The 12,427-nt window shown below is 38.2% G+C and carries 11 protein-coding genes; 6 read left to right on the forward strand and 5 right to left on the reverse strand.

Annotation, left to right across the window (positions count from 1 at the left end; genetic code table 11):
- Positions 1–62 precede the first annotated feature (62 nt).
- From N8O80_RS02230 to N8O80_RS02250, 5 genes are all read right to left on the reverse strand, one after another.
- Positions 63–698: a GNAT family N-acetyltransferase gene (locus tag N8O80_RS02230; protein WP_261026687.1), complete on the reverse strand. Its 636-nt coding sequence runs from the start codon at positions 696–698 to the stop codon at positions 63–65.
- Positions 699–832: 134 nt separating this feature from the next.
- Positions 833–1,132, reverse strand: coding sequence for a DUF1827 family protein (locus tag N8O80_RS02235; RefSeq protein ID WP_000767189.1), 300 nt, complete (start codon positions 1,130–1,132; stop codon positions 833–835).
- Between the two features lie 58 nt (positions 1,133–1,190).
- Positions 1,191–1,643, reverse strand: a complete 453-nt coding sequence (locus tag N8O80_RS02240) for an NUDIX hydrolase (RefSeq protein ID WP_261026689.1) — start codon at positions 1,641–1,643, stop codon at positions 1,191–1,193.
- Positions 1,644–1,772: 129 nt separating this feature from the next.
- Positions 1,773–4,031, reverse strand: a complete 2,259-nt coding sequence (locus N8O80_RS02245; protein ID WP_261026690.1) for an ATP-dependent Clp protease ATP-binding subunit — start codon at positions 4,029–4,031, stop codon at positions 1,773–1,775.
- A 230-nt stretch (positions 4,032–4,261) separates the two neighbouring features.
- A complete protein-coding gene (locus tag N8O80_RS02250; RefSeq protein ID WP_000443570.1) occupies positions 4,262–4,492 on the reverse strand; it encodes a DUF1797 family protein in 231 nt (76 codons plus the stop codon).
- Between the two features lie 191 nt (positions 4,493–4,683).
- Between N8O80_RS02250 and N8O80_RS02255 the strand changes: the two genes are divergently transcribed.
- The 6 genes from N8O80_RS02255 to pgdA all read left to right on the forward strand — a co-directional run bounded on the left by N8O80_RS02255 (position 4,684) and on the right by pgdA (position 12,337).
- Positions 4,684–5,367 (forward strand): amino acid ABC transporter permease, encoded by a 684-nt coding sequence (locus N8O80_RS02255; protein WP_001011642.1) that lies wholly within the window; start codon positions 4,684–4,686, stop codon positions 5,365–5,367.
- The gene (locus N8O80_RS02260; protein ID WP_261026692.1) at positions 5,367–6,101 is read left to right on the forward strand and encodes an amino acid ABC transporter ATP-binding protein; all 735 of its coding nucleotides are present in this window, start codon (positions 5,367–5,369) and stop codon (positions 6,099–6,101) included. The genes N8O80_RS02255 and N8O80_RS02260 overlap by 1 nt, the downstream gene beginning before the upstream one ends.
- A gap of 374 nt (positions 6,102–6,475) precedes the next feature.
- On the forward strand, positions 6,476–7,039 hold the full coding sequence (locus N8O80_RS02265; RefSeq protein WP_261026694.1) for an HAD family hydrolase: 564 nt from the start codon (positions 6,476–6,478) through the stop codon (positions 7,037–7,039).
- A 14-nt stretch (positions 7,040–7,053) separates the two neighbouring features.
- A complete protein-coding gene (gene gyrB / locus N8O80_RS02270) occupies positions 7,054–9,000 on the forward strand; it encodes a DNA topoisomerase (ATP-hydrolyzing) subunit B (protein WP_000134040.1) in 1,947 nt (648 codons plus the stop codon).
- 81 nt (positions 9,001–9,081) lie between these two features.
- Positions 9,082–10,809 carry a septation ring formation regulator EzrA gene (ezrA, locus tag N8O80_RS02275; protein WP_084863109.1) on the forward strand — a complete coding sequence of 576 codons (1,728 nt, stop codon included), beginning with the start codon at positions 9,082–9,084 and terminating at the stop codon, positions 10,807–10,809.
- Positions 10,810–10,945: 136 nt separating this feature from the next.
- Positions 10,946–12,337 carry a peptidoglycan-N-acetylglucosamine deacetylase PgdA gene (gene pgdA / locus N8O80_RS02280; protein ID WP_020901904.1) on the forward strand — a complete coding sequence of 464 codons (1,392 nt, stop codon included), beginning with the start codon at positions 10,946–10,948 and terminating at the stop codon, positions 12,335–12,337.
- Positions 12,338–12,427 lie beyond the last annotated feature (90 nt).

Consider the following 12,427-nt stretch of genomic DNA (forward strand, 5'->3'; position numbering starts at 1 on the left):
ACGTTGGTTTTTATAAATATAAGTTATCCTTATTTAAATAGGATTTGTAAATTGCTGGTCTGTTATAATTTATTCATTGTTTTTAAAAATGCCCAGTTACCAATTGATTTTGATCCGTATTTTAAGTCCATATGGTCCAGTAATACATAATCGTTTTTTTTGTAGAATGAGGTATTTCTAGCTGTACTAGTTATGAGTCCCAAGTGTTTACAGCCTTTTGATTTAACATAGGGTTCAACCCCTTGTGTCAGAAAAGTACTGCCTATTCCCCGCCCCTTACTTGCTGTATTGACAGCTAAGGCCATCAAATACCAATCAAACTCTCCAGATTCTTCTAAATGCTTTTTGGAACGTTTTACAAAGTCAAAGTATTTAAGGAGATTTTGTGGTCGAATGTAGCGAAAAATGTTTGTTCCACCATTTCGTAGATAGGATAGTATACAGAAATCTTTTTGTTGTAAAAGGGCAACTGCAAGTAATTCTTCATCCTGTTCCGCAATTAAACAGTTTCCCTTCTTAATATAGACTCTAGTAAGCAGAATTTGCAATGTTTCTACAAAAGCAGGATAGGAGTCAGGTTTCTTCAAATCATCAGTTATAATCGTTAAAAAGGGATAGTCAAGAAAGGAATTGGCTAATAATTTTCCAATTTTTTCGCTTTCTTCAATTCTTGCCTCTCGATATATCATGTTTCCCATGTTTGTCTCCTTAATTATCTATAAAATCTTGTATGATAAGATTTCAAGATAAAAAATTGGAGATGATTTAAAAAGCTAAATAAACCTAATTTTGTTCCATAAGGTTTAAAGCACTTTCTAATCTCTCCAAGATTTTATTTGGTTGGAATCGAAATTCCAATTAATTTTTCTGAATAGAGGGTTTTGATATTGGCCTCATCAATAGAGTCCTTATCAATTTTACGTTTCAAGAAAAATTCTTGAATCGCTTCGATTTCAGGTTCGCGAATAGCGCGGTGTTTGTTTGAGATGAGGATTTCATAGTGAAGCGGAGCTTGGGTAAAAATAACATCGGTATTCCCTGCAGAATAAACCTCAACAAGGGTTGCATCTGTACTTTCTAGCTGGCTTTTTACAAGTTGCGAGTGTGAGTTTGTCGTATTGATTAGCTTCATAACATTTCCTCCGATTTTCTAATTCTATTATAGCACTTTTTGAATAAAGTAGCTGGATTTAGTCAATCTTATGCTGTTTTTTCCAAGATTCAATAGCCCATTTATGGCTACCACGTTTGAGATTTTCAATAGCCTCGTCAATAGGGAACCAGGCAATATGATTAAAGTCTTCTAGTGGCTTTTGCACTTCTTTGAAAGAAGTCGCTTCATAGAGGTAGGCAGGATTGTAGTAGTAGGTGTCACGATGACGAGAGTAGAAATATTCGTCAGCTTGTCCGTAATAGGTACCAATTTCAGCTGTGAAGCCGAGCTCTTCAATCAATTCACGCTTTAGGGCTTCTTGATGGTTTTCACCTACTTCAATTTCACCACCTGGTAGGAACCAAGCACCATTAGGTGCTTGAACAAGAACAATTTGTTTTCCCTCAGCATCAGGGATAACTGCATACACTCCATAACGAGCAACATAGTCTGTATTCGCTTTTTTTTCTCCGAAAGTTGGGGTTGCCATTGAATTTTCCTCATTATCTAGTATCTTTATTATTATCATAATAGACAAAGAGCAAGCTGTCAAGAACTTATAGTTATTTTAGTAAAAAGGAGCAGAAAATTTTCATTTTCTACTTCTTTTATATAGTATTTATTTTTCTGTTTCAGAAGTTTTCACTTCAGCTTTTTTGGCAGACTTGATTTGAATCTTGCCTTTGCTGGTCATAACTGCCTTTAGGTCTTTTTCACTTGGATTTTCAAGGTAGTAGTCAGTGATTGCGTCCTCAATATAGTCTTGAATAGTACGACGAAGTGGGCGTGCTCCCATTTTTGGATCATAACCAAGGTCAACCAATTTTTCCTTGACCTTGTCGGTTACATCCAAATGAATGTTGTTGCTAGAAAGACGTTTGTTAACATCTGCAAGCATAAGCTCGACAATTTGAAGGAGATTATCTTTGCTGAGAGCCTTAAATTCGATAATACCATCAAAACGGTTCATAAACTCTGGGCTAAAGAAGTTACCGAGTTCACCAAGAACAGAGTTGGTACGTCCTTCGCGAGCTGCCCCAAATCCAACGCTGGCTTCGGCCTTACCTGTCCCTGCATTTGAAGTCATGATGATGATGGCATCCTTGAAGCTAACTGTGCGTCCTTGCCCATCTGTCAAACGACCATCGTCCAAGACCTGGAGGAACATATGCATGACATCTGGATGGGCTTTTTCCACTTCATCCAAGAGGATAAGTGAGTAGGGATTGCGGCGAACTTTTTCAGTTAATTGCCCAGCCTCATCGTAGCCAACATAACCTGGAGGGGCACCGACTAATTTCGCCACGCTGTGTTTTTCCATGTATTCGCTCATGTCAAAGCGAATCATGCTATCAGCAGAACCAAAGAGTTCGATAGCTAATTGTTTGGAAAGTTCTGTCTTACCGACCCCAGTTGGTCCGACAAAGAGGAAGCTTCCGATTGGGCGGTTAGGGGTACCGAGACCGACACGATTCCGGCGAATAGCCTTGGCAATCTTATCGACAGCATCATCTTGTCCAATAACATGAGACTTGAGATCTTCGGCTAGATGGATGAGTTGAGATTGTTCTTTCTCTTTCAAATCGCCAACAGGGATATTGGTTTTCTGCTCGATAATGTGCTCAATGGTTTTCTCACTGATGATAGGAGTATCCTGGTCTGTGACCTTTTTCTTTTGCATTTCCTTATACTTGGCAATCTGATCGCGGAAGTAGGCGGCCTTCTCAAAATCTTCCTCTCGTGTAGCTTGAGATTTAAGATTTTCAGCCTCAATCAAGCGCTGATCGATTACTTTAGGATCCACAAAATTCAAGGTCAAGTTCATCTTAGAACCAGCTTCATCTAGGAGGTCAATGGCCTTGTCAGGCAAGAAGCGATCTTGGATGTAGCGATTGGAAAGAGTTGCAGCTGCTTCAATTGCAGCATCGGTATACTGAACGTGGTGGTAGTCTTCGTATTTCTTTTGAATCCCTTTGAGGATAGTGATTGTTTCTTCCACGGTTGGTTCATCGACTTTGACAGGTTGCATACGACGCTCTAGGGCTGCATCCTTTTCAATGATACGGTATTCATTGAGGGTAGTAGCACCAACCAATTGCAATTCTCCACGAGCAAGGGCGGGCTTGAGGATATTCCCTGCATCCATATTGCCATCGCCCGCAGAACCCGCACCGACTATTTCATGGATTTCATCGATAAAGAGGATGATGTCCTCACGTTTGCGAATTTCTTCCATGAGTTTTTGCATGCGTTCTTCAAATTGCCCACGAATCCCAGTTCCTTGAACCAGGCTAACCACATCCAGACGGATGACTTGTTTGCCTTGGAGTTTATGCGGAACATCACCATCAACGATCTTTTGAGCTAGACCTTCGACAACGGCTGTTTTTCCGACACCTGGTTCACCGATAAGGACAGGATTATTCTTGGTTCTACGATTGAGAATTTCGATGACACGGATAATCTCATCGTCGCGTCCAATAACGGGGTCAATATCACCACGACGGGCAATTTCAGTTACGTTGATACCAAATTCTTCCAGCAGGCCTTTTTCTTGGCTAGGTGGCGGAGTTTGAGCAGATCCACGATTTTGAGAACCATAACCGCCATTTCCACCGTAACCTCCACCTGATTGGGTTGGAGGAGTCGGTGGAGTGTTGTTAGAAGGTCTAAAATTGTTTAAGTCATTGAAGAAATCACCAAAAGGATCAAAGTCACGATTGTTCAGATCTGTCATACCTTTAAAGAGGCTATTGTTAGGATCTGTTTTGATAATCTTATAGCAGTTTTGACAGAGGTCAATTTGTTTTTGCTTTCCATTGAGATTGGTATAAAGATGAATTGTTGAGTCGTTGATTTTACAGTTTTGACAAAGCATACATCTACCTCATTTCTTTCTTTAGCCTGACCTATCTAAAGGTCAAAAATAGTCAAATTTCTATACTCTCATTATAACAGGATTGAGGTGTAAAGCAAGTAAAAAGATTGAAGTTTTGAGAAGTTGTTACAATGAAAATCTTTGTGAATTTAGACTATAAAAAAATCCTATTTGTGAGACAAAAAGGATTTTGGTTAGACATGCAGGGTGTAATCCCAGCTTGTTTTGTATTAGTAAAGGAGTTCGTAAATCTCCATTGCAATCAAGTCAATGCTGTCAAACGTATAAGTTTCGCGAGCTTCTACATCACGAAGGGTGAAGATTGAGCCGTTTTCTTCGTCGTGGCTGTATGCAACTTCTGCAACAACAACTCCTTCGCGTTCAAAATTACGTTTTAAATTTCCGCCATCTTTTGCCATTGCTTCAAGGCGGTTGATGATTCTAACCAAATGTGATTCCATTTTGATTCTCCTTCATTTCTTATCATTACTATTTTACCATAAAGGAAGCCAACTTGACTAGAAAAAAACTAAGATTTCTCGCTAATTCTACCAGCTTAAAGATTTTTTGAATAAATCGGATAAAAAGTTTGAATTTTAATACAATGCATGTTATAATCATACAGTATTCTATTTTAGAAAGCAGTGTGACTATGAATTTTTCTTTTTTACCTAAGTATTTACCTTATTTTAACTATGGGGCTGTCGTGACGGTTCTCATTTCTATCTGTGTTGTCTTTTTGGGAACTATTTTGGGTGTTGTCTTGGCTTTTGGGCAACGTTCAAAGTTTAAACCGCTTGTCTGGCTCGCCAACTTGTACGTCTGGATTTTCCGTGGGACACCGATGATGGTTCAGATTATGATTGCCTTTGCTCTTATGCATATCAATGCTCCGACTATTCAGGTTGGGATTTTGGGTGTTGATCTTTCTCGTCTGATTCCAGGGATTTTGATTATCTCTATGAACAGTGGTGCCTATGTTTCTGAGACTGTTCGGGCCGGAATCAATGCGGTTCCTAAGGGGCAGTTAGAGGCGGCTTATTCTTTAGGGATTCGTCCTAAAAACGCGATGCGCTATGTGATTTTGCCACAAGCTATCAAAAATATCTTGCCAGCATTGGGGAACGAATTTATCACGATTATCAAGGATAGTTCCCTCTTATCAGCTATCGGTGTCATGGAGCTGTGGAATGGGGCTACAACAGTTTCCACAACAACCTATCTACCTTTAACACCACTTTTATTTGCTGCATTTTACTACTTAATTATGACTTCTATTTTGACAGTGGCCTTGAAAGCTTTTGAAAAACGTATGGGACAAGGAGATAAGAAATAATGACAGAAACCTTGATAAAAATTGAAAATTTACATAAATCCTTTGGAAAGAATGAAGTATTGAAGGGCATCAACCTCGAGATTAAAAGAGGAGAAGTTGTCGTGATCATCGGTCCTTCAGGGAGTGGGAAATCTACCTTGCTTCGCTCTATGAATTTGTTGGAAGAAGCGACCAAGGGGAAGGTTATCTTTGAGGGAGTCGATATTACGGACAAGAAGAATGACCTCTTTGCCATGCGTGAGAAGATGGGCATGGTTTTCCAACAATTTAATCTCTTTCCTAATATGACTGTGATGGAAAATATCACCTTGTCTCCTATCAAGACCAAAGGTGAAAGTAAGGAAGTTGCTGAGAAGAGAGCTCAGGAACTTTTGGAAAAAGTTGGTTTACCAGATAAGGCAACTGCTTATCCACAGAGTTTGTCAGGTGGGCAGCAACAACGGATTGCTATTGCACGTGGTTTAGCTATGGAACCTGATGTTTTGCTCTTTGACGAGCCAACTTCAGCCCTGGACCCTGAAATGGTAGGTGAGGTGCTGGCGGTTATGCAAGACCTAGCCAAGTCAGGAATGACCATGGTTATCGTAACTCATGAAATGGGATTTGCCCGTGAGGTGGCAGACCGTGTCATCTTTATGGCAGACGGTGTGGTTGTTGAAGATGGAACACCTGAAGAGATTTTTGAACAAACCCAAGAACAACGAACTAAGGACTTCTTGAGTAAGGTTTTATAAGTTAGCTTTGCTGAGCTGTTTGTAATCAGTTTTAAACTTTCAAGAGAAGATTAGTGAAAAGCTAGGCTCAATACCAGTCAAGTGGAACTTACTTTGAGAAGTTACCCCCCTTATTAATAACATCCATAAATTGGATATTAGGATTTTTAATATAAAGTAGTTTTGTGTTAAAATATAATTGTTCCATATGATTCTCTCTAATGATGGTTTGGTTGCTTTTCATTATAGATTATATGGGGCTTTTTTCTACAAGAAAATAGGTTTCATAATATCTATAAGAAATTTATCCTATATAAATATCATAGAGCATTTTTTATGTGGAAAACTCAGGGAAATCATCGCTTTTTTCATAAAAAAATGCTATAATGAAGGGTATGAAATATCACGATTACATCTGGGATTTAGGTGGAACTTTACTAGATAATTACGAAACTTCAACAGCTGCATTTGTTGAAACATTGGCATTGTATGGCATCACACAAGACCATGACAGTGTCTATCAGGCTTTAAAGGTTTCTACTGATTTTGCGATTGAGACATTCGCTCCCAACTTAGAGAATTTTTTAGAAAAGTACAAGCAAAATGAAGCCAGAGAGCTAGAACATCCGATTTTATTTGATGGGGTTTCTGGTTTATTGGAAGACATTTCAAATCAAGATGGCCGTCATTTTTTGGTCTCTCACCGTAATGATCAGGTCTTGGAAATTTTAGAAAAAACCTCTATAGCAGCTTATTTTACAGAAGTGGTGACTTCTAACTCAGGCTTTAAGAGAAAACCAGATCCTGAGTCCATGATTTATTTAAGAGAAAAGTATCAAATTAACTCTGGTCTTGTAATTGGTGATCGACCGATTGATATCGAAGCAGGTCAAGCTGCAGGACTAGCTACCCACTTGTTTACCAGTATCGTGAATTTAAGACAAGTATTAGACATGTAAGAAAAAGGAATAAGATGACAGAAGAAATTAAAAATCTGCAGGCACAAGATTATGATGCCAGTCAAATTCAAGTTTTAGAGGGCTTAGAGGCTGTTCGTATGCGTCCAGGGATGTATATCGGGTCAACTTCAAAAGAAGGTCTTCACCATCTAGTCTGGGAAATTGTTGATAACTCAATTGATGAGGCCTTGGCAGGATTTGCTAGCCATATTCAAGTCTTTATTGAGCCAGATGATTCGATTACTGTTGTTGATGATGGGCGTGGTATCCCCGTCGATATTCAGGAAAAAACAGGCCGACCTGCCGTTGAGACTGTCTTTACTGTCCTTCACGCTGGAGGAAAGTTTGGCGGTGGAGGATACAAGGTTTCAGGTGGTCTTCACGGAGTGGGGTCTTCAGTAGTTAATGCCCTTTCCACTCAATTAGACGTTCATGTCCACAAAAACGGTAAGATTCATTATCAAGAATACCGTCGTGGTCATGTTGTTGCTGATCTTGAGGTGGTTGGAGATACGGATAAAACTGGAACAACGGTTCATTTTACACCAGACCCAGAAATTTTCACTGAAACAACCACTTTTGACTTTGATAAATTAAATAAACGTATTCAAGAATTAGCCTTTCTAAATCGTGGTCTTCAAATCTCCATTACAGATAAGCGTGAGGGGTTAGAACAAACTAAGCATTACCACTATGAAGGTGGGATTGCTAGTTACGTTGAATATATCAATGAGAATAAGGATGTAATCTTTGATACACCAATCTACACAGATGGTGAGATGGATGATATCACAGTTGAAGTAGCCATGCAGTACACAACAGGTTACCATGAAAATGTCATGAGTTTCGCCAATAATATTCATACCCATGAAGGTGGAACGCATGAACAAGGTTTCCGTACAGCCTTGACACGTGTTATCAATGATTATGCTCGTAAGAATAAGTTACTGAAAGACAATGAAGACAACTTAACAGGGGAAGATGTCCGCGAAGGATTAACTGCAGTTATCTCAGTTAAACACCCAAATCCACAGTTTGAAGGACAAACCAAGACCAAATTGGGAAATAGCGAAGTGGTCAAGATTACCAATCGCCTCTTCAGTGATGCCTTCTCTGATTTCCTTATGGAGAATCCTCAAATTGCAAAACGCATTGTAGAAAAAGGAATTCTGGCTGCTAAGGCTCGTGTGGCTGCCAAGCGTGCGCGTGAAGTCACTCGTAAAAAATCTGGTTTGGAAATTTCCAACCTTCCAGGTAAACTAGCAGACTGCTCTTCTAACAATCCTGCTGAAACAGAACTCTTCATCGTCGAAGGAGACTCAGCTGGTGGGTCAGCCAAATCTGGTCGTAACCGTGAATTTCAGGCAATTCTTCCAATCCGCGGTAAGATTTTGAACGTTGAAAAGGCAAGTATGGATAAGATTCTAGCTAACGAAGAAATTCGTAGTCTTTTCACAGCGATGGGAACAGGATTTGGTGCAGAATTTGATGTTTCAAAAGCTCGTTACCAAAAACTTGTTTTGATGACCGATGCCGATGTCGATGGAGCCCACATTCGTACCCTTCTTTTAACCTTGATTTATCGTTATATGAAACCAATCCTAGAAGCTGGTTATGTTTATATCGCTCAACCACCAATCTATGGTGTCAAAGTTGGAAGTGAGATTAAAGAATATATCCAGCCAGGAGCAGACCAAGAAATCAAACTCCAAGAAGCCTTAGCTCGTCACAGTGAAGGCCGTGCTAAACCAACTATTCAGCGTTATAAGGGGTTAGGTGAAATGGATGACCATCAATTATGGGAAACAACCATGGATCCAGAACACCGCTTAATGGCTAGAGTTTCTGTGGATGATGCGGCTGAAGCAGATAAAATCTTTGATATGTTGATGGGAGATCGAGTAGAGCCTCGTCGTGAATTTATCGAAGAAAATGCCGTCTATAGTACACTTGATGTCTAAAAAATCGGGAGAAGTAGTTCCCTTGGTCTAAAAAATATGATATAATCATTACGATTGTTTCAAGTAAAAAAGGAGTTTAATATGTCTGGTAGTCTAGTAGTATATCTTATAATTGCAATTGCAATTATATTGCTGATTTCATATGCTATAGCAATTTATGTACGGAAACGCAATGAAAGTAAATTAGCAATTTTAGAAGAGAAAAAAGAAGAGCTGTACAATCTTCCAGTAAACGATGAAGTTGAAGCTGTAAAAAACATGCACTTGATTGGACAAAGTCAAGTGACTTTCCGTGAGTGGAACCAAAAATGGGTTGACCTATCTCTTAACTCTTTTGCAGATATCGAAAATAATCTTTTTGAGGCAGAAGGCTATAACAACTCATTCCGTTTTTTCAAGGCCAGTCATCAAATAGACCAAATCGAGAGTCAAATTACCTTGATTGAAGAAGATATTGCGGCAATTCGCAATGCTTTGGCAGATTTGGAGAAACAAGAGTCTAAAAATAGTGGACGTGTTCTTCATACTTTGGACTTGTTTGAAGAGTTGCAACACCGAGTGGCTGATCATTCTGAAGAATATGGCCAAGGTTTATCTGAAATCGAAAAACAATTGGAAAATATCCAATCAGAGTTTTCTCAGTTTGTTACTTTGAACACTTCAGGTGACCCAGTAGAAGCTGCTGTGATTTTGGATAATGCTGAAAATCATATCTTGGCTTTGAGTCACATAGTAGATCGCCTGCCAGCAATTGTAAAAACATTATCTAAAGAGCTACCTGATCAATTGGAAGATTTGGAAGACGGTTACCGTAAACTTTTAGATGCTAATTATCATTTTGCTGAAACGGATATTGAATCTCGCTTCCAATTGCTTTATGAAGCTTTGAAGAAAAACCACGAAAATATTGCACAATTAGAGTTGGATAATGCTGAGTATGAAAATACTCAAGTTCAAGAAGAAATCAATACACTCTATGATATCTTTACACGAGAAATTGCTGCTCAAAAAGTAGTAGAAGGCTTAGTTGCAACCCTTCCTACATATTTGAAACACATGAAAGATAGTAATGCTGTTTTAGTGGAAGATATTCAACGATTGAGTAACAATTACCTACTATCTGAAACGGATGTTAGTCATGTTCATAGATTACAAGCTGAGTTAGAATCTTTAGAAGAATCTGTATTGGAATTAACTTCTGAACAAGAGGAACATTCTGAACCTTATTCATTCCTTGAAGATCGTTTGGAAAACTTACAAGCGACTTTGAAGGAAATTGAAGATGAACAAGTTGCGGTTAGTCAACGCCTTGCTCAGATTGAAAAAGATGATATCAATGCTCGCCAGAAGGCAAATGTTTATGTTAATCGTCTTCACACGATTAAGAGATATATGGAAAAACGCAATCTTCCAGGTATTCCTCAGAATTTCTTACAGTTGTTCTTTACAGCAAGTAACCATACTGAAGAGTTGATGGCTGAACTAGAAGAAGCTCGGGTCAATATCGAAGCTGTGAACCGTATGCTTGAAATTACAACCAATGATATGGAAGCACTTGAAGAAGAAACCTATAATATTGTTCAATATGCAACATTGACAGAACAATTGCTACAGTATTCGAACCGTTACCGCTCATTTGATGAACGAATTCAAGAAGCTTTTAATGAATCATTAGAAATTTTTGAAAAAGAATTTGATTATCATGCTTCATTTGATAAGATTTCGCAAGCTTTGGAAGTTGCAGAACCAGGTGTAACCAACCGTTTTGTCACTTCATACGAAAAAACACGTGAGACGATTCGTTTCTAACATAATAAAAGGCTCTAAAATATTTGTAGTGGGTAAATCCCCCTATAGATATTATGGAGCCTATTTTTTTGTTCAAAACGAGTAATAGTACTTATTTCTCATTGAAATTATAGCCTGAATTTGATATGATATTTCTATGGATAAAAGTAGAGCAAATCGTGTTGAGCACGATAAAAAGAGAATCGGTTTAATAGCCCTAGTAGCTATCTTTTCAGTAAGTATTTGTGTCCTTGGTTCAATGATTGGATACAAAATATATACAAAGCAAAGTTTTGAACAAAGGATTGAAACGCTCAAAAAAGAGAAAGATGATCAATTGAGTGAGGGAAATCAGAAAGATCATTTTCGTAAGGGACAAGCCGAAGTAATTGCCTATTATCCTCTCCAAGGGGAGCAAGTGATTTCATCTGTAAAAGAAATCATGACACAGGATATTAAGGAAAATCTGGAAGACAAGGAAAATCTAGTTTTTTATTATACTGAGAAACAGGATTCGACTTTAAAAGGGATTGTTAACCGAAGTGTGATGAAACAAGTCTATGATTTAACTTCGTCAAAAGTTGAAGAGACTGAAAAAACTAGTCTGGCAAAAGTCCATTTGACAGAAGATGGTAAACCTTATACACTTGATCAATTATTTTCAGATCCTAGTAAAGCCAAAGAGCAGTTGTTAAAAGAAATCACCTCTTTCTTACAGGATAAGAAATTGGAGCAAGAAAAGATTGATCAAGTTGTTAAAGGCTTCTCTGATCAAGACTTGTCTGCATGGAATTTTGATTACAAGGATAGTCAGATTATCCTTTATCCAAGTCAGTCAGTTGAAAATCTAGATGATATTGCCTTACCAGTATCTAGTTTCTTTGATGTAGTACAATCCTCTTATTTATTAGACAAGGATGCCGAACTTTATAAGGCTTATTATGAAAAGAAAAACCAAAAAGTGGTAGCTCTAACTTTTGATGATGGACCAAATCCTGCAACGACAAATCAAGCATTAGATACACTTTCTAAGTATGGTATCAAGGCAACTTTCTTTGTTTTAGGTAAGAATGTTTCTGGAAATGAAGAGATTTTGAAACGCATGAAATCGGATGGCCATGTTATTGGAAACCATAGTTGGAGTCATCCAGTGCTTTCAAAACTTTCACTTGACGAAGCTAAAAAACAGATTACTGATACTGAGGATGCGCTAACTAAAGTGTTGGGTTCTAGTTCCAAACTTATGCGTCCGCCTTATGGAGCCATTACAGACGACATTCGAAATAGCCTTGATTTGAGTTTTATTATGTGGGATGTGGATAGTCTGGATTGGAAGAGTAAGAATGAAGCAGCAATTTTGACAGAGATTCAACGTCAAGTTCGTAATGGTTCGATTATCTTAATGCATGATATCCATGCTGAAACAGTCAATGCTTTACCAAAGATTATAGATTATCTAAAAGAGCAAGGATATCACTTTGTCACAGTTCCTGAAATGCTTAATTCACGATTAAAAGCACATGAACTATTCTATGACCGTGATCAGTAAAGACTTTTGCTGAATAACTAATTAAATCGTAAGTAATTTTTCAATAAATAAATTTAGTCTTGTATTAATCGAGGCTAAATTTTTTTATGT

Source organism: Streptococcus mitis, from assembly GCF_946190155.1.
GTDB lineage: Bacteria > Bacillota > Bacilli > Lactobacillales > Streptococcaceae > Streptococcus > Streptococcus mitis_CL.